General features: G+C 56.3%; 14 protein-coding genes, 1 tRNA gene and 2 pseudogenes. 8 read left to right on the forward strand and 9 right to left on the reverse strand.

The window, feature by feature from the left end:
- Nucleotides 1–72: 72 nt before the first annotated feature.
- Nucleotides 73–680, reverse strand: a pseudogene (locus AUC60_RS22305) (recombinase family protein).
- Nucleotides 681–773: 93 nt separating this feature from the next.
- Here AUC60_RS22305 and AUC60_RS22310 point away from each other — a divergent pair.
- Nucleotides 774–956 (forward strand): hypothetical protein, encoded by a 183-nt coding sequence (locus tag AUC60_RS22310; RefSeq protein ID WP_087272857.1) that lies wholly within the window; start codon nt 774–776, stop codon nt 954–956.
- A 433-nt stretch (nt 957–1,389) separates the two neighbouring features.
- Here AUC60_RS22310 and AUC60_RS28190 read toward each other — a convergent pair.
- The 4 genes and pseudogenes from AUC60_RS28190 to AUC60_RS22330 form a co-directional block, all read right to left on the reverse strand.
- Nucleotides 1,390–1,626: pseudogene (locus AUC60_RS28190) on the reverse strand (tail assembly protein); the annotation flags it as partial.
- A 20-nt stretch (nt 1,627–1,646) separates the two neighbouring features.
- On the reverse strand, nt 1,647–2,801 hold the full coding sequence (locus AUC60_RS22320; protein WP_087273048.1) for a Fic family protein: 1,155 nt from the start codon (nt 2,799–2,801) through the stop codon (nt 1,647–1,649).
- Between the two features lie 272 nt (nt 2,802–3,073).
- A tRNA-Met gene (locus tag AUC60_RS22325) sits at nt 3,074–3,150 on the reverse strand.
- Between the two features lie 120 nt (nt 3,151–3,270).
- The gene (locus AUC60_RS22330) at nt 3,271–4,392 is read right to left on the reverse strand and encodes a J domain-containing protein (RefSeq protein ID WP_087272860.1); all 1,122 of its coding nucleotides are present in this window, start codon (nt 4,390–4,392) and stop codon (nt 3,271–3,273) included.
- Between the two features lie 293 nt (nt 4,393–4,685).
- Between AUC60_RS22330 and AUC60_RS28695 the strand changes: the two genes are divergently transcribed.
- Together AUC60_RS28695 and AUC60_RS22340 are read left to right on the forward strand one after the other, a co-directional pair.
- Nucleotides 4,686–6,743, forward strand: coding sequence for a methyl-accepting chemotaxis protein (locus tag AUC60_RS28695; RefSeq protein ID WP_087272863.1), 2,058 nt, complete (start codon nt 4,686–4,688; stop codon nt 6,741–6,743).
- Nucleotides 6,744–7,269: 526 nt separating this feature from the next.
- The gene (locus AUC60_RS22340; RefSeq protein WP_087272866.1) at nt 7,270–8,598 is read left to right on the forward strand and encodes a DUF3100 domain-containing protein; all 1,329 of its coding nucleotides are present in this window, start codon (nt 7,270–7,272) and stop codon (nt 8,596–8,598) included.
- Nucleotides 8,599–8,741: 143 nt separating this feature from the next.
- Here AUC60_RS22340 and AUC60_RS22345 read toward each other — a convergent pair whose 3' ends face one another.
- Entirely contained in the window at nt 8,742–9,656 is a 915-nt protein-coding gene (locus tag AUC60_RS22345) for a LysR substrate-binding domain-containing protein (RefSeq protein ID WP_027902858.1), read from the reverse strand.
- Nucleotides 9,657–9,783: 127 nt separating this feature from the next.
- Between AUC60_RS22345 and AUC60_RS22350 the strand changes: the two genes are divergently transcribed.
- Nucleotides 9,784–11,160: an L-serine ammonia-lyase gene (locus AUC60_RS22350; protein ID WP_087272869.1), complete on the forward strand. Its 1,377-nt coding sequence runs from the start codon at nt 9,784–9,786 to the stop codon at nt 11,158–11,160.
- Between the two features lie 160 nt (nt 11,161–11,320).
- On the opposite strand, the gene AUC60_RS22355 is transcribed toward AUC60_RS22350, so the two are convergent.
- From AUC60_RS22355 to AUC60_RS22365, 3 genes are read right to left on the reverse strand one after another with little or no spacing between them, the layout of a single operon-like run.
- On the reverse strand, nt 11,321–12,478 hold the full coding sequence (locus AUC60_RS22355) for a M20 aminoacylase family protein (protein WP_087272872.1): 1,158 nt from the start codon (nt 12,476–12,478) through the stop codon (nt 11,321–11,323).
- Nucleotides 12,479–12,483: 5 nt separating this feature from the next.
- Nucleotides 12,484–14,001 (reverse strand): aldehyde dehydrogenase family protein, encoded by a 1,518-nt coding sequence (locus AUC60_RS22360; RefSeq protein ID WP_087272874.1) that lies wholly within the window; start codon nt 13,999–14,001, stop codon nt 12,484–12,486.
- Between the two features lie 3 nt (nt 14,002–14,004).
- The gene (locus tag AUC60_RS22365) at nt 14,005–14,895 is read right to left on the reverse strand and encodes an NAD(P)-dependent oxidoreductase (RefSeq protein ID WP_087272877.1); all 891 of its coding nucleotides are present in this window, start codon (nt 14,893–14,895) and stop codon (nt 14,005–14,007) included.
- A 145-nt stretch (nt 14,896–15,040) separates the two neighbouring features.
- On the opposite strand from AUC60_RS22365, the gene AUC60_RS22370 reads away from it, so the two are divergent.
- The 4 genes from AUC60_RS22370 to AUC60_RS22385 all read left to right on the forward strand — a co-directional run bounded on the left by AUC60_RS22370 (nt 15,041) and on the right by AUC60_RS22385 (nt 18,246).
- On the forward strand, nt 15,041–15,949 hold the full coding sequence (locus tag AUC60_RS22370; protein WP_087272881.1) for a LysR family transcriptional regulator: 909 nt from the start codon (nt 15,041–15,043) through the stop codon (nt 15,947–15,949).
- Between the two features lie 153 nt (nt 15,950–16,102).
- Complete coding sequence (locus AUC60_RS22375) at nt 16,103–16,336, forward strand: hypothetical protein (protein ID WP_087272885.1); 234 nt, start codon at nt 16,103–16,105, stop codon at nt 16,334–16,336.
- A gap of 130 nt (nt 16,337–16,466) precedes the next feature.
- Nucleotides 16,467–17,678: an O-antigen ligase family protein gene (locus AUC60_RS22380; protein WP_087272888.1), complete on the forward strand. Its 1,212-nt coding sequence runs from the start codon at nt 16,467–16,469 to the stop codon at nt 17,676–17,678.
- A complete protein-coding gene (locus tag AUC60_RS22385) occupies nt 17,671–18,246 on the forward strand; it encodes a serine acetyltransferase (protein WP_087272891.1) in 576 nt (191 codons plus the stop codon). Before AUC60_RS22380 ends, AUC60_RS22385 begins: the two co-directional genes overlap by 8 nt.
- Nucleotides 18,247–18,339: the final 93 nt, after the last annotated feature.

The following is an 18,339-nucleotide window of genomic DNA, read 5'->3' on the forward strand; positions in this document are numbered from 1 at the left end:
TGCCTTGTCGAGACGCCACAACGATCCGGTAGTATTGTGTGCCGCGTCACTGCAGCAAGCCTAGTCAAAGGTCTAAAGGTCGCTGATTCTCAGAACAGTAGTCGTGGAGCAATCAGCGTGCCGGGCAGTGGCACGGATACCCAGCCCGGCCTTTAGCAACTCTTTCACGCGCTTGTGCAGATCGGCGTCAACCGGGCGGCCTTGATATTTGCCTTCGGCTTTCGCCTTTTCGATCCCTTGCGCCTGGCGCTCGCGCCGCTGTTCGTAATCTTTGCGGGCGTTCGCTGCCATCATCTCCACCAGCATGGAGTTGATCGCGCCCAGCATCCGGCCGGTGAACTCATCGCCCTTCGTGTCCTGCATACCTTGGTGACTAGTTGGCAAATCGAGGGCTACGATGCGCAGCCACTTGGAGTCGATATCTGCCTTGAGCTTCACCCAGTCATCCACCGGTAGACGTGAGAGACGGTAGATGGATTCAACCAGCAGCAGTCACCCTTGCGCGCATCTTTGAGCAGGCGAAGCAGTTCCGGCCGGTCAGCAGCCGCGCCGCGGGCGTTCTCCAGGTACACACTGGCGATGACCTTGTTATGGTCGCTGGCGAACTGCTCAAGCGATGCCTGGGCGCGGCTGGCGTCCTGCTCTTCAGTCGATGCTCGAAGGTATGCGCTGATGAACATGATGTGCGTACCGTATCAGCTCAGGCATACCTCAAAAGCTTGCCGAGTGCATACAGATGTATCATCTGCGCAAGGCTAACTAGGGAGGCGTTGATGGACGGGATTGAAGCGGTCGGGATCATTAAAAAGGCTGTACTAGCTCACCAGCAGGAAGGTAAGGATTCTGTCGATCTGGCGGCCTTGGCACGCTATCTCGAAGAAGTGGAGCAATCGTTACCCGAATCTATTGAGGTGTCATTACAGTCATCTGAGCATAAGCATCAGTGGGACCTCTAGATGGTCCGGTCAGGTATAGCAGCAGGTAGCAATGCACTTAAGACCTGTCTGCTTATTTCCGGTGGCTCGGCAGTAGCATTACTCGCGTTCGCGGGTTCGGCGTGGTCCGCATTAACTCAGGCAGGGCTGACAACGCTGGGACAAATACTAACGCGTTTGGCCATTGCGATCCTACTGACAGGGGGCGCGTCTTGCATTACATACCTCTGTCAGTATTTTTTTGCTGAGCGGCTGGCATGGCACAGTCGTGCTGGCGATATTTGCCAGTGGATAGCATCCGGACTAGTAGTCGGTGCTTACGGATTCGTAGGATGGGCGCTGATGAGTGCAGGCGATATCATGTCGATGTTCAAAACTGTGAAGGTATTCCCGATTCATTGAGGTACCAGCTCAGCTTTAGAGTAAAACATTGATGCCATTTACGCGCGTGCGCTATCTGATCTTCGGAATAAATCGCGACACTAATAATCGCCCCGCCCCATCGCCGCTCTACAATACATAACGTAATTGGGCTGCTGGATGCCTTTGTATTTTTAGCTGACCCTAATGCATATCCCGGCGTATGTTCAGGGGAGGCGCTTGTTTTCAGTCCAGTTGCTTGAGGGCTTAACATCTGGATCACGCTCCCAGCGGTTAGGGCAAGACCAGCCCCCAACGTCGCATCACCGGTACCCGGTCTTTAATCGATGCTCATGGTTTTTCCAGTGTCTCAGGTATGAAGCCTTGTTCCCTGAGCGACTTGATGACTCCCCGAATCAGATAATTGTTGGAGAATCCTATTGTGTATTGCCTCGCTCCTGGGTTAAGAGGTAAGAGCATTCCCTGATCCACCAGTTTTTTTATCAGGTAGGTCCGTTGATTACTCGACTGCTGGGGCAGTACAGCTGCAACGTCTGCAGATTTCACTACCTTCAGTTTTATCGCGGCCGAGAGCACCAGTTCTTCAGTCTCGGTGATCCACTCTCGTTCCCGTGCGAAAGCTACAGAAGGGGCGAGTATGCATTTGGTGAGGTAGGAGTAATTTGTAAGGCGGTCGACCTTTTCAAGCTCATCGCGAATGCCTTCCAGCACATAAGTACACCATTCTTCCAGCCCCTCCTTGGTTCCCTTGTCGGCTGTGGCGAGCATCGCGTAATAGCGGTCACGGTCGTTGCAGAACACGGCTGTAGGATTCAAGACGCGACCGCCCGTGCTGACGTTGAAACCATATTTCATCAGTAGCGCGTACGTGAGCAGCCTGACCACGCGGCCATTACCATTGCCGAATGGATGTATCCATCCAAATCTGTGATGTGCCAGCGCTACTTTCATGAGGTCGTATTTCGGAGAGTCTTCGTGATTCACGAAGTCGACGAGTTCCTGCATATAAGCTTGAACCTGGATGAAGTCGGGAGGCATGTGATCAGACTGGGATATTCTGACCCCTCCACTGCGATAGGCTCCGGGCGTTTTGTCGCCCTCACGCACAAGATCGTCTACGGTCATCGCGTGTAGCTCTCGAATCGTCTGCTCGGTCAGCGCTGCGCCGGGAGCCATGATCTCCTCAATGTAATCCATCGCCTTTTCAATATTGGCAACCTCGCGCAGTTGGTCGGTGTCCTGAGCCTTACCTTCTACCTTGCTATCTATGTAGTCCGCCAAAGTAGTGTGGTTGCCTTCAATGCGGGCAGAACCCAGGCTTTCCAGTGCATGGAAAAGCGATTTGAGTTGATAGAACACCTGCGGTGGCGTATCGCCCTCAAGCCTTAGGCGGCGCAGATGCTCCAGTTCGCTCAATACATCGACAAGAGCCGAGTCAAAGGACGGATTGAGAAGCTCAAGGTCGTGATGGGTAAATGTAGGCATATCGAAAATATCTCGAACCGGCAGAAAGGTTATCTTGAAAAAAATACCGGAGATCAGCGTATTTAAAGGGTATACGCTCAGCATACTCTAAAAATTATCTTGAATTCAGTCTTGATCTAACTCAAAAGTGAGTAATGCCCAGGTGTCAGAAAGGAGGGCGGAGGGAAGGTATCTGGGTGATAAAAAGGAGCAAACCCCAGAAACAAGAAAGCCCGCACTAGGCGGGCTTCTTGTTGCTTCATGAGCATCGATGATGTCATGAAGCAGGTACTTGGTGGCTACACAGGGACTTGAACCCCGGACCCCAGCATTATGAATGCTATGCTCTAACCAACTGAGCTATGTAGCCAAGTGGCGCGCATTATTCGCGGATAAGGGATATGTGTCAACCCTTGTTCTGAAAAATTTATGCGTGTGATCAAGCGGTTAGGGTTTCGCCCCGCTATTCAAGGACGAAACCCGGTTGCCGTTAGCGAAAAAGATCGTTCAGCAGGCCTGAGTCCAGCATTTCGTCAAGCTGATCCCGTTGCGCGCGTAGCCAGACTTTGATGTTTTTCGGCGACTCTTGCAGGAAGGCCACTTCCTGTTCCCTATCGAAAAGCTCGGCATCCAGTTCGTTGATCACTTTGTTGCACTTGCGCAGGACCTGCGCTGGTTTGGTGGTCTCATACGGAGAGAGGGCGAATCGGCCGTTGAAGATCATGTTCTGCACGTGAATCTCTTCCTCGAGATCCTTGACCTGCTCGGCCAGCACCCGGTTGTAGTGCTTGATGCGCTCCAGCGGCAGGTTGCTGATGTGATCCGTGTCAATTTGTTCGATCTCTAGCTGCAGTTGCAGAAGGCTCAACAAGTCTTTCTCGGCATAGGCCTTGTTGACGCGTTGCATGAGGTCGGTTTTACGCGCTCGCTCGTTTTCGTCAGTTTCCCGGTCAGGGTGAAGGGCGCTGGCCAGTTTGCGGTAGACCTCGCGTACTGACCGTCTGCTTTCTGCCTGGTCCTCTTCTTTGCGCCGTTCGTGGGCTGACTTTTTCAGCGGTTCCGAGAACGGCTCATCGCTTTCGGCTGCATCGATGTGGCTCGACAGTTTCTCTTGCAGGAATTCGACAAACTCATGTTCAGAGGTGATGTGATCACCGTCCGAGAGGTCGAGATCAAACTTATGCTCAATGTGCGCTTTGAAGTGCGCCAGCTCTTCTTGCTGAACGTCGTCGAAGTCTTCGCCGAAATGTCTGGCAAAAATCTCCTTGAGTTCCTGGCTGTCAGGATGCGATTCGTCCATGAGGGCCTCGACCAGGTCACAGACGATGTCAGTCAAGGTTGCCCGGTCTTGTTTGCTGAGTTTTATCTGCGAGCTGGCGGCATCCACCGTACGCAGCAACTCCAGTTGCACCGCACTGATTTGCTCGATGGCTGGCCTGAACTCTTCAGCCCAGAGCTGCGTGTATACCTGTTCGGCGGTGCTCCAGCCTTCCAGCGTGCTGCGGTGGGTTTCGATCTTTTTCAGCAGGCTATTAAAGCGTTTTTGCTGAGGATTGGGTTTGGCTTCGGCGGGTTGGGGCGCCATGCTCAACTGCGGGTTTTTGCCGACCATTTGGCGGCTCTCTTCCGGGAAATGACAAAGCGTAACCATTGGTGACGTACTTTTGTAGGGACAGTCCACCAAGCGGGAAGCTTGCTACTGATGAAACAGCAATCGGCTACACGGTCTGAATATTGCTAGGTGATCTTAAAGTTGATGGTTTCTGCACTGGCGCCAATCAAGAAGCGCTGGGCGGCTATCGTAATTCAATCAATAACATGGCATTTTGCCGGTAGTGGTTTTTCGAAGACATCTGCGATGGCTCTCGCCGTTTCTGCTGGATGTTCTGGGGGAGTAGGTCGGTCATGTACAGTCTTTTGTCGCCGGGTATGCACATGCTTAGCCGCTTCGGCTTCGCACGCAAGTTTCAGGTGTTGTTCCTTTTGTTCATGCTGCCGCTCGTGGGCAGCCTATGGATGATCAGCCAGGATTACCGCAGCAAACTCGCGTTGATCGCGGGTGAGCGATCCGGGGTCACTCAGTTACTGGCGCTGGATCTGGTCGACGGTGAGCTTTCTCATCAGCGGGACAATGCTGCACGGTGGAAGGCTTCCGATATTTTGAAAGAGCCAACGCCAGCCGCCAAAGCCGCGATGACGGCGATGGATGCGGCAGGCCCGCGTATTTCTCAGGCGCTTGAGTCGTTGGGTACCACGCTCAAAAAAGAAGAGGCCAGCGCTGATGCGCTCAAGCGTTATGAAACGCTGAAAGCTTCGGTGACCGGCATGGACATCGCGTCGCTGCGTACCGTGGGCTGGTGGCCGGACGGCTATGACCGATTCACCAATGCCTTGGGTAATGTGCAAGCCTTGCGCGAGCAGATTGCGACGGACAGCGGCCTGATCCTCGACCCATGGCTAGAGACGTATTTGCTGATGCAGATGTCGACTCAGCAGATCCCGGATTTGATCGAGCGTATCGGTCGCATGGCCAGCATCGGTCAGACGTCGGTGGTCACCGGGCAGTTCAGCCTGCAAAGCCGCTTGCAAATGCGCGAGCTGCGCGGCCGTATTACCGACGCTCAGGATCAACTGATCAAAGCGGGCGACTTCCTTAAAGCCAAACTACCCGCCGAGATGAAACCGTGGGCAGAGAACTACGACGCTGTCATGCAGCGCCTGAACGTGGAACTGAAAGTGCTGGACGATGGTTTGTTTGGCGGCACCATCAAGCTTGATGCGCCGGCGTTCGAGCGTAGCGTGGATATCTTGCTGACCGACTTCGCGAACTTGCGCAACCAGTCGCTGCAATCGCTGGACAGCCGTTTGGCGTACTACCACAGCAAGTCCAACATGCAGTTCATTCCGATTGGTATCTGCTTCGGCATTCTGTTGCTGGCTGCGCTGTATCTGTTTGCGTGCCTGCAAGCTTCAATCCGTCGCAGTGCCAGCGGTATTACGACCTTGGCCGAGTCGCTGCGTGACGGCAACCTGTGTGTTCAGGTTGAGGTGCAAGGTCGCGATGAGTTGGCGGCGATCAGCACCGCGCTGAACGTGGCAGTGGTGCAGTTGCGGACCAGTTTGCTGGGCGTCAATCATGAGACCAAGCAACTGGGCAGTGCCGTGTTGACCCTCAATACCCAATCCAGCGGCACGTTGACTGAAGTTGAAGAGCAGCAGTACCAGATCAGCCAGATTGCGGCAGCGGCGACCGAGTTGGCGGCAACCTCCCAAGGTGTTGCGAAAAGTTGTGAGCAGGCTTCTGACAGCGCTCGGCAGACTCGCCAGATCGCGGAAGAAAGCAGTCGGGACAGTCAGCGCACGACCACCAGTATTCAGCAGCTCAATCAGCGTTTGACTGATACGGCGGCTGCGTTGGGGCGCGTTAGCGAGCAAGGACAGCAGATTCAGTCGGTGGTCGACGCGATCCGCGGTATTGCCGAGCAGACCAACCTGTTGGCGCTCAACGCAGCCATCGAGGCAGCGCGAGCGGGCGAGCAAGGGCGTGGTTTTGCGGTGGTTGCCGATGAGGTTCGTAGCCTGTCGCAACGCACCCAAGTGTCCACGACGGAAATTGCCAGTACGGTGGACAGCTTACGCTCTACCGTCAGCCAGGCTGTTGGCTTGATGGAATCAGCGTGCGGTCAGGCGGTCAACGACGCCCAGTCGGTTACCGATCTGGGGCTGCGTCTGGTTGAGATCGCCAGCGCTGTGCAGGGCGTTACCGATACCCTCGCGCAGATTTCCACTGCGGTTGAAGAGCAAGCCAGCACGGCCGACGAAGTCAGCGGCAACATTCAGCAAGTCGATCAGGCTGCCGGACGTTTGCTTGATGGTGCACGGGCTGTAAATCAGGCCGCCGATACGCTGAGCAAAGGCAGTCGTGCCTTGAGCGACAACACGTCGCGCTTCCAGCTTGACTGATGCTTGAGTGAGGCCAGCCCCCAAGCAATTCGGGGGCTAGGCCTGAATACCTTACTGAGTCCAGTCGCCCAAAACCCTCGAATTGAAATGGTTTCCCCTGTGGGAGCCGGGCTTGGTCTGGGCGGCATTCCGACGATAGGGCTGGAGGCGATCTAAAGTGAACCGCGTCCAGCCTTTCGCGGGCAAACATCAGTTTTTTCGCAGAGCTCGCGACCCATTTGGTGTTCTGTTTTAGGCAACAATAAATTCATTCTGTAATATTGGTGCGTGTCCTCTCCCTACCCATACTCGAACCGTACCCCGACGCCACCAGACGGGGGCGCAAAGGCCGGATCTGCTGACGGAGCAACCCTCACAAGGGGCGTCATAAAGCAGGCGAGAGCATCAAGTTTTATCGCTCGCAGCACGCGAGTTTCCATGCCTGACATGGATTTTGAATCTGCCCTGGGTGCCGTCGGCACCTCCTGAAAAAACAACAACTATTGGCCAGCCGCATGACGATTGGTCAACAGGTGAGGGGACAACCATGCAACATTCTCACGCCGCTACACTGGGCGAAAATCGTGCCGTTTCATCGACCGTAAAGCTGTACATCTGGGCGGCCGTCATTCTGGTGGTGGCCGAGGCAATCGGTGCGATCAGCATTCCCCTCGGCCCTGGCAAAGTCGTTCTGTTGCCGATGGTCTGGGCGCTGTTGATCGGTGCGGGCATCGGCATCTTCAGTCGCCGTCTGCCTGGCCCGATCGGTCTGAGCCTTGGCGATCAGGTGCGCTCCGCTTCAATCCTGCAACCGGCGCTGCTGGTGTTTATCGCTAAACTGGGCATGGTCGTTGGCGGTTCGTTGCCGCTGGTGTTCGCTTCGGGTTGGGCGCTGTTATTCCAGGAGTTCGGTCACTTTGTCGGCACCGTGATTCTCGGTCTGCCGGTGGCGCTGATGCTGGGTATCAAGCGCGAAGCCATTGGTGCGACGTTCTCTGTGGGTCGTGAGCCAAGCCTGGCAATCATTGGCGAACGCTACGGCATGGACTCCCCGGAAGGTCGCGGCGTACTGGCCGAATACCTGACCGGAACATTGTTCGGCGCGTTGTTCATCGCCATCGTCGCAGGCTTCATTACCAGCCTGGGGATCTTCCATCCCAACTCGCTGGCGATGGGTTCAGGCATCGGTTCTGGCAGCATGATGGCTGCAGCAGCAGGCGCGATTGCTGCGCAGCAGACGCCGGAAGTGGCCAAGGAAGTCATGGCGCTCGCCGCTGCGTCGAACCTGATCACCACGACCATCGGCACTTACTTCACGCTGTTCATTTCCTTGCCGCTGGCGGTCTGGGGCTACCGTGTACTGGAGCCGATCATCGGCCGTACCACCAAAGCCTCGGTGATGAACAATGGTCCGAAGCACGATCAAGTGTCCCTTGAGGTCAAGGAGCTGGGTTGGGGCGGACGGATCAGCGCGTGGCTGGCAGCCGGTGCACTGGCGTTGATCGCCAACTACGTCGGCTACAAGACGCTTTCGCCAGCGGCCTTCGGCGGTATCGCGGTGATGATTCTGGCGGTATTCATTGGTGAACTGATCTGCGTTGCCCTGCGCCGCAAGATCCCGGCGGTGTGCACCGTGTCCATCGTTGCCATGTTCATGACCTCGCCAGCATGCCCTTGGGCTGCGGAAATCGCGCAGATGGTCGGCTCGATCAACATGCTTGCGGTCATCACACCGATGCTGGCGTTCGCCGGTCTCTCGGTCGCCAAGGACCTGCCAGCGTTCCGTTTGCTGGGCTGGCGTATCGTGCTGGTGTCGTTCCTGGCCAACTTCGGTACGTTCATTGGTGCAGTGTTGATTGCTGAGTTCTTTCACTGACTCTTGAATTGTGAATGATGACTGTGGGAGCTGGGCTTGCCCGCGATAAGGACACCGCGATTCTAAGTGAACGGCGTCCAGCCTTATCGCGGGCAAGCCCAGCTCCCACAGGTCATCAATAATGCAGAAAAAGCATTACCCCATCACATCCCCAGCGCCTGCTCCACCAACCAGTCATGCACTGCCCGGCGGGCCGGGGTTTGCAGGGCGCCTTCGCGGTAGACCAATACATACTTCTTGCGCGCTGCAATCGGGTGACCGAACGGGATGATCAGCGAGCCTTCTTCCAGCTCATTGGTGATCAGCGCCTTGCGCGCAATCGCTACGCCCATGCCCATGATCGCCGCTTCAATCGTCAGGTGGTTGCGGTTGAACGTGTGGCCCCGACGCACATCGATGCCTGAGGCGCCGATGGCATTCAGGTAAAACTCCCACTCGGCGTATTCATAGCTGCCGCGCCAGGCGGTGATGTCGTGCAGCAATGGGTAGTGCACGAGCTGACTGGGAGTATCCAGCGGTGGCTTGCCGGCTTGTAACGCGGGCGAGCAGACCGGGAACAACTCTTCTTCGAGTAACGAGGTAGTCATCAGGCCCGGATAGCTGCCGTCGTTCAGGTCAATCGCCAGGTCGAAATCGTCATCGCGCAACGAACCGCTGCTGTCTTCGGCAATGATTCGTAGCTGAATGTCCGGAAACGCCTGCTCCAGTTGCGGCAGGCGCGGCATCAGCCATTTGCTCAGGAATGAAGGAATACAGCGCAGCTTGAACACGCCGCCGATGCGTCCCGAGTGCAGCAGCCGCAGTTCATCATCGATGCGGCTGTGTACCTCGTTGGCGACGATGGCCAGCCGTTGCCCTTCGGCGGTCAGCTCGAGACCACGACCGACCCGATGAAACAGCGCAAAACCCAGTCGTTCTTCGAGCTGGCGCATCTGCTGGCTGATCGCACCGGGCGTCACGTGCAATTCGTCCGCGCAGCGGGTGAACGACAGGTGCCGGGCGGCACAGGCGAAGACCTGTAACCATGCATGCATTTGCGCGTTGAGGATTTTGCTCATCTATCAGTTCTGCTTAACCATGGCTTAGGAAGTTTCGTTTGTGGATCGCTTGGCTGGCGCCTAAAAATACCAGCACATAACAAAGTGTCTTTCGAGGCGACAGCCTCTCACGAATCGAGCAAACCGTATGGCTATCAGCGTCTTCGACATGTTCAAAATCGGCATCGGCCCCTCCAGTTCGCACACGGTAGGGCCGATGCGTGCTGCCGCGATCTTCACCGTGCAATTGCGCGAGCAGGATCTGCTGAACAAGGTCGAGCGCGTCGAGGTACGTTTGTATGGTTCGTTGTCGGCCACCGGCATTGGGCACGGCAGTGACCGTGCGACGGTCATCGGCCTGATGGGCGAATGGCCTGATCAGGTTGACCCGGCGTTGGTCGCACCTCGTGTAGATGCGGTACTGGAACAACAAGTTCTGCTGCTCGGTGGCGAACAGCGCATTACTTTCGACTGGCAACGCGACATGCGCCTGCTGGAAGAAAGCCTGCCTTATCACCCCAACGGCATGACGCTCTGCGCCTATGGTGCCACTGGCGAGGTGTATGAGCAGACTTATTATTCGGTGGGTGGTGGTTTTGTCATTGATGCCGAACAGGCCGCCAGCGGCATTCTGGACAGTGATACTACCGAGCTGCCTTACGACTTCTCCAGCGGTGCCCAGCTGTTGCGGCTGTGCAAAAAACACGGCCTGAGCATTTCTGCGCTGATGATGGAGAACGAAAAAGTCTGGCGCACCGAAGCGGAAATCCGTTCGCGGATCCTGCACATCTGGGGTGCCATGAAAGACTGCGTGATCAAGGGCCTGAGCGAAGAGGGCATCCTGCCCGGAGGTCTTAACGTGCGGCGGCGTGCATTCCGGCTGCATCGCAGCTTGCAGGAGTTGGGCAAGCCGAACGTGATCAGCTCGACCCTTAGCGCTATGGAATGGGTCAACCTGTTCGCCCTGGCGGTCAACGAAGAAAACGCAGCCGGCGGGCGCATGGTGACGGCACCTACCAACGGCGCAGCGGGGATCATTCCGGCTGTGTTGCACTACTTCATGAAATTCAACCCTGACGCTACCGAAGATGACGTAGTGCGGTTCTTTCTGAGCGCGGCGTCGGTGGGCATTCTGTGCAAAAAGAACGCGTCGATTTCTGGTGCGGAAGTGGGGTGTCAGGGCGAAGTCGGTTCGGCCTGTGCGATGGCGGCGGCGGGGTTGGCAGAGATTCTCGGCGCGACCCCTGAACAGGTGGAAAACGCTGCGGAGATTGGGCTGGAACACAACCTTGGCCTGACCTGCGACCCGGTTGGCGGCCTTGTTCAAGTACCGTGTATCGAACGCAACGCGATTGCTGCCGTGAAGGCGATCAACGCCGCCCAAATGGCCATGCGGGGCGACGGTGAACATTTCATCTCCCTTGACCACGCCATCCGCACCATGCGCGACACCGGCGCGGACATGCTTGAGAAGTACAAGGAAACGTCACGCGGCGGGTTGGCGGTCAAGTGGGTGGAGTGTTAATCCAGCTATGAATAATGTCCCTGTAGGAGCAGAGCTTGCTCGCGATAAGGCTGGACGCGATCTCAAGTGAACCGCGTCCAGCCTTATCGCGAGCAAGCTCTGCTCCCACAAGGGATCTCATTTCAACTCGGACGATTGGGCGAAGAAAATCACCAGTTTCTCAGCCCGCCGCCAGCTCCTGCTCCACCAGCTTGGTCCACACCGCCACGCCTGCACCGATTACTTGATCGTTGAAGTCGTAATACGGGTTGTGCAGCGCCGCTGATGGTTTTTCGCCGTCTACGCCCAGCCAGATGTACGCGCCGGGGCGAGCCTGAAGCATGTAGGCGAAGTCTTCGGACGCCATGGACGGGTTGCAACCCCACTGAACGTTTTCCTCGCCCACTGCGGTAATGGCTGCACGACGAATCGTCGCCGCAGCATCAACGTTGTTCTCAGTGACCGGATAACCCACTTTGTAAGCCAGCTTGCCGCTCACGCCAAAGGCGACTGGCAGTTGCTCGACGAATTCGCCAATCAACTTCTCGACCTTGTCCCGCACCGGGGTTTGCAGGCAGCGAACCGTACCACGCAGCACCGCTGTTTCCGGGATCACGTTGATCGCTTCACCGGCGTTGAACTGAGTGATGCTGACCACCGCCGAATCCAGCGGAGAAAGACGTCGGGACACAATCGTCTGCAGGCCAAGCACCAGTTGCGCAGCGGCGACGATTGGGTCGGCACCTTTGTCCGGCATGGCGGCGTGGCTGCCTTTGCCAGTCAGGGTGATTTCGAAGGTATCCAGCGAAGCCATCATCGGCCCCGGATTGATGATTACCTGACCGGCCGGTGCGCCAGGCCAGTTATGCAGGCCGTAAATGGCCTCCATCGGAAAGCGTTCGAACAACCCGTCATCAATCATTTTGCCCGCGCCGCCGAGGTTTTCTTCGGCAGGCTGGAAGACGAAATACACCGTGCCTTTAAAGTTACGGGTCTCGCTCAGATGGCGAGCGGTGGCCAGCAGAATCGCCGTGTGACCGTCGTGACCACAGGCGTGCATGCAGCCTTTGTGCGTGGACGCATGGGAGTGAGTGCCCAGCTCCTGAATAGGCAAAGCGTCCATGTCGGCACGAATGCCGATGCTCGGGCCTTCGCCGGTGCGCAAGGTGCCGACTACGCCCGTGCCGCCAAGGCCGCGGTGCACTTCGATACCAAAGCTTTCGAGCAACTGCGCAACCCGATCTGAGGTGCGCAGCTCTTCAAAGCCCAGCTCCGGGGCTGAGTGGAAGTCGCGACGCCATACCGTGGCGTCTTCGATCAACGTTTGGGATAGCTTCATCAGGTTCACTCCAGGCTCGCGCCGTAACCGAAGCTGACCGCAGGTACGGCAGCCGTTTCGACCCAGACGCTTTTGACTTCACTGTATTCACGCAGTGCATCCAGACCGGACGAACGACCATAACCACTGTCACCGTAGCCGCCGAAAGGCGAGCTGACGTGGATAGTCTTGTAGCCGTTGACCCAGAAAGTCCCGGCGCGCACTTGTTTGGCGACGCGGTGAGCGCGGCCCACATCACGCGTCCACACTGCGCCCGCCAGACCGAAGCGGCTGTCGTTGGCGATGCGGATCGCTTCTGCTTCATCTTTGAACGGAATCGCCACGACCACCGGGCCGAAGATTTCGTCCTGCGCGCAGTTCAGCGCGTTGTCGCCAGCCAGCACTGTCGGGTTGACGTAATAACCCGGCACGTTCGGCAGCGGGTCAGCGTCGACACCGACCAGCTTTGCACCGTCCTGGAGCGCGTTTTCAACCATGCTCTTTACGTGTGCATATTGCTTGGCGTTGTTGATCGGGCCGATCTGGGTTTCCGGGTCGCTTGGGTCACCCACTTTGAATTGTTTACCCGCTGCCGCCAGCGCAGTGGTGAAGCGCTCGAAAATCGATTCCTGCACCAGCAGACGCGAACCGGACACGCAGCTTTGACCTGCGCCGGAGAAAATCGCGGCCTGAGCGCCGCGCAAGGCGACCTCAAGGTCTGCATCTTCGAAAACGATGTTTGCCGACTTGCCACCCAGCTCTAGCACGCAGGGAATGCAACGTTGCGCAGCGGCGGTGGCGATGTGACGACCGGTGGCGGGCGAACCCACGAACACCACTTTGCGGATATCAGCCTTGGCGATCAGCGCTTGGCCGATGGTGTGACCGAAACCAGCGACCACGTTGACCAGACCTTTCGGCACACCGGCGCGTTCGATCAGGACAGCAACCACCAGCGAGGACAAAGCAGTCAGCTCGGACGGCTTGAGGATCACCGCGTTACCGGCAGTGATAGCGGGTGCGATCTGCCAGCCGCAGGTGAAAATCGGTGCGTTCCACGGGGTGATTTGCAGCACAGTGCCCAGTGGTTCGTAGGTGACGTAGTTGAGGTGCGAGGTCGGTACCGGGATCACTTCGCCGTGCAGCTTGTCAGCCCAGCCTGCGTAGTACTCGAACATCTCGGCAACTTTTGCCACTTCAACATTGGCGTCGCGGATGGGCTTGTTGGCGGTGATGGATTCGATCTGCGCCAGATTGGCGGCTTCCTGACGAATCAGCGCGCCAACCTGATACATCAAACGACCACGGGCCTGAGCCGTCAGGGCTGCCCACTGTGCCTGAGCGGTTTTCGCCGCTGCGTCGATGGTTGCAACCAGTGATGCGTCGGCATCGGGGAAGCTGAGCATCAGGCTGTCGTCGTGGGCGTTACGCACTTGCACCGGTTCGCCATGGCCTTCGACGAATTCGCCGCCGACATAGCTGGCTACGGTGTTGCGGTCGCCCCAGTACGGGCGCATCAAGTCCAGCAATTTTTGCGTGCTCATCGGTTATTCCCCTTTGCCGAACAGCTGGGCATCGGTCCGCTGAACGATGCAGTTGAAGTCTTCACCATCCGGCAGCGTTTCGCTGCTGGCGGCCCACAGTTGGGCGACGATGCGCGCCAGTGGCAGGTCCATATCCAGGCTCGCAGCCAGATCGCTGGCCAGGCCAACGTCCTTGCGCATCAGGCCCATGGTGAAGCCGGAGTTGTAGGTTTTGTTCAGTACCCAGGTCGGGAACATCACTTGAGTGGCGCCGCTACGTCCGGAACCGGCGTTCAGACCGAGCATCAGTTTTTCCGGATCGACGCCCGCTTTGGCAGCCATGCTCACGGCTTCTGCGGTGCTGATCAGGTGGCAGGCGGCGAGCATATTGTTGGCGATCTTCGCTACGTTGCCCGCGCCGCATTTGCCGACGTGAACCCGCGTGCCGCTCATGCCTTCCAGTACCGGCAGTACTTTTTCCAGGTCCGCGTCTTCTGCGCCGATTACCATGGACATGGTGCCGGTGGCAGCACCTTTAGGGCCGCCGGAAACCGGAGCGTCGATGAAACCAATATTCTGTTGCAGCAGAGCGGCGGCCACCTTGCGGCTGGCTTCCGGGGTAGAAGTCGTGGTGTCGACCACGATCAGGCCAGCGTTGCCGTGTTGCAGCACGCCTTCAGCGCCCAGGCAAACCGACTCAACGTGCTCGGCTTTTGGCAGCGACAGGATCAGCACGTCTACTTGCTTGATCAGCGCGGTGCGATCGGTCACCGGTTTGACGCCTTTGCTTTCGGCGATTTCCAGTGCCGCTTGCGACAGGTCAAAGCCGCTTACGTCAAAGCCTTTGCTGGCGAGGGTTGCAGCCATGCCGCCGCCCATGTTGCCCAATCCAATCACGCCTATTTTTAAAGTCATTCAGAATGCTCGCTTAGCTGTTTGACAGGCTACGTCGCACCGTCAGTGGTTATCGGCAGATGATCCGAGTATGGACACCGCTCTGCACACACAGCAATAATCACCAAATTCATTTTTGTTGCGTTGAAAGCAACGCAGGTGCCCCATGAGTCTGGTTCAGGATCGACGCATTCTTTATTTCTTCGAGGCCGTGCGACTGGGCAGCGTTCGCGCTGCTGCGGACTTTCTGGACGTGGCGCCCTCTGCAGTCAGTCGGCAGATTGCCCAGTTGGAGCATGAGCTAGGCGCGCCGTTGCTGGAGCGCCATCGCCGTGGCGTGAAGCCGACTGAGGCGGGGGATCGCGTGCTGGCTTATTACCGTCAGCGACTTTCGCAGCAAGAGGTTTTACTGGAGTCGCTGCAAGCGTTGCGCGGCTTGCAGAGTGGTTCGGTGGTGTTGGCGATTGGTGAAGGGTTTATCGATGGCCTGACCGAACCACTGACGAAATTCTCGACGCTGTACCCCAAGGTCGAGCTGCAAGTGAATGTGTGCGGCACCAACGAAGTGATCCGTCAGGTAGTAGAAGACGAGGCGCACATCGGCCTGGTATTCAATCCGCCCGCTGACCCGAAAATTCGCTCCCATGCCCACCAGAAACAGCCGGTCTGTGTAATGGTCAGCCCCGACCATCCGTTGGCACAGCACGAAGGCCCAATTCCTCTGAAAGGTCTGGACAGCTATCGCTTGGGGTTGCTCGGTGTTTCCTACGGCATCCGCCAGATTCTGACTCAGGCCGAACAGCAATCCGGTGTGTCCCTGATGCCGACCCTGACCTGCAACACCTTCGCCATGCTCAAACGCTTTGCCATGAGCGGCGGCGTAACGCTGTTGCCGACCTTCGTGGTGGTGGACGAACTGGCGAGCGGCAAGCTGGTCGCGTTGCCACTGGAATCCCAAGTGTTCAGCGAATCACAGGTCCACATCATCAGCCGGCTGGGCAGGCAATTGAGCGTGGGGTCGAGCCGATTACTGGGGCTGTTGCAGCAGGACATGACGGCGTTTAATGGGAAGTGATGGTGGTAGTTTTGGTGAATAGGCGTGGCCTGAGTGAGACGTATTACTATTGAAAGGGCTTTGCGGCGGGGCACTTGATCCGCGCCTTCACAGGGTCGACACATCTGACTAGAATGCGCAGCCAATCTCGCGGATCGCATGGAGTATTGCTGCATGCTTGCAGAGTCCGAATCTCAATATTGCCCAACCGACCTTCGCCGCACATCGCGTCTGTCGATGATAGTGACTGAGCTCAAGTATCCGACGCTCGATGCGACAAGAGCGGATACCCTCTACTCCTCGCAAAACATTATTGAGAGCATGCCGCGATTTCACGAGCAAGTGGGATTGCATGTCGAAAGAAATGGCAGCGAAAACCAGCCTGATGGATTTGAGACGTTTTGTTAACCAATCAGGTATTGCGATTTTTTTGCGTAGTGATACGCCAGATGCTTACTAGTTTTAGTGTCCGAACCACCATTATGGTTAGCTTCCCTGCGCAGGCAAGCGGGCGCATGCGCAGGGCGAAGAGGTTTTTATGGTAGCTGCTGTATCCAGGTTTTTTCTTTATCTTCTAGTGACAGGATTTACCGTTCACATCAGCGGAATGCTTTACATTTCAGATGGCAGTAGATTTACCACCATCTCAAACCTGACCCTGTTTTTACCGGCGTTGATTCTGCTTGTTCTTGACCATCGAGTGCGCGAATCCTTGCCCAGTAAGCGCTATTTACCTCTTTGGGTTCTGCTGGGGTTTACTGTGCTGGTCGCATTGTTTAATCCGACTTCAGCTTTATCAGCATTGGATCAGCTCAAGACCTGTTTCTATATTCTCTTGTACGTCATCGCCATCAAGATTTTGGTTGATAGAAATTTGATGGAAAAAAGCTTCGATGTAGCGTTTGTTATCGCCGGTATCTTTGCTTTGGTTAGCTTGGTCTACACTTTTTTTTACGTAGATTCCAATATGTTTTTCGATGGCCAGCGCATTCAGAAACTGGGCTATAAGGACTACGCTGACTTCAAAAACCCGATTATCGCTGCGCTTTATTATGGTCTGTTTGGCGTATACGGCTTTCACCAGTTATTGACCAAGCGCTACAGCCGCTTTGTGATGCTTGTCTACGGCGTGTGTGTGCTCGCGTTATCGCTCTATCTTTACTGCACACTGTCACGAGGCGTCTGGTTGGGGTATGGAGCTGCCATTGGAGCATCTATTGCATTCCATCATGACCAGCGCTCAAGGAAATGGTTGGCGTGTACAGCGGTTTTTGCTGCGCTTATTTTGATCTGGTTATCACCGATGTTGCTGGAGCAGACAGACCGCGGCTTCAGTTACAGGGATTTGATTTGGCACGATTGGTTAGAGCGGCTGCCTGATTTTTGGTTGGCGGGCGCGGGCGCGGGCAACAAATTTAATATCTGCATCGACAGTGGGCATTGCTGGGCGCAGGCGCACAATCTGTATTTACAATTCTTTTATGAGTTCGGGTTAGGAGGCGCGTTACTGCTGTTGTTCCTGATAGGTAGTGTGCTGACGCGTTCTCTGAATAAAAGTAACTGGAATCTCCCGCTCGGAACAATTGGCTTCCCGCTCCTCGTGTTTGCTGTTCTGACCGCTCTATTCAACTACCACACCGTCATGAGTCGCCCAGGTGTTTACTGGCTAGTGTTCTGGATGCCGGTGGGTTTGGTGCTTTCCATCGGTTCAGGGTTGAGGAAGCGTTCAGAGGTGCGCATGCATGACTGAACTACTCAAAAGTGCGATGCGCTACTGGCATATTGAGGTGCTGGGGGGGCTGGATAAGCCCTTCAGCTGGAAACGTTTGTATGTGAAGTGCCGGCGGAGTAACAGGTCGAGCTACCTGTTCTGGTTTCGCCTGGCTTACGTACTCAATACCTCGCGCTCCGGGTTCTGGAGGCGCCGTGCAAAGCTGCTCAATGAAAAGCTCAGCCGTCGATACAACGTGGAAATCATGTTGGGAGCGCAGATTGATGAGGGACTGTGGATCGCTCATCTGAGTGGCATCGTCATTACGTCTTACGCCGTCATCGGTAAAGACTTCAGGATCTGGCAGGGGTCCACCATTGGCGTCAAGGGCAATGCTGAGCAAGTGCGCTTGATAATTGGGGATGGCGTGAGAATTCAGGCGCATGCCTGCATTATTTCCGATGACATCCAGATCGGGGATAACGTCGTTGTAGGGGCATGCACTTTTGTAAATAAAAGCATCCCGTCCAATACCATGTTTTTTAACCGGCGCGTTGGCGAGTCCATCCCATACGATCAGGCGTCGCTTGGTCGACTGCAAAAATAAGCTGCCAACGATTCAATAAAAAACCCCCGGGTCGCACAGCGATCACGGGGGTTTTTTGCATCAAGTGTCGTGGGATACCGCGGCTGGCTTTAC

Origin of the sequence: Pseudomonas caspiana (assembly GCF_002158995.1) — a bacterium.
Taxonomy (GTDB): domain Bacteria; phylum Pseudomonadota; class Gammaproteobacteria; order Pseudomonadales; family Pseudomonadaceae; genus Aquipseudomonas; species Aquipseudomonas caspiana.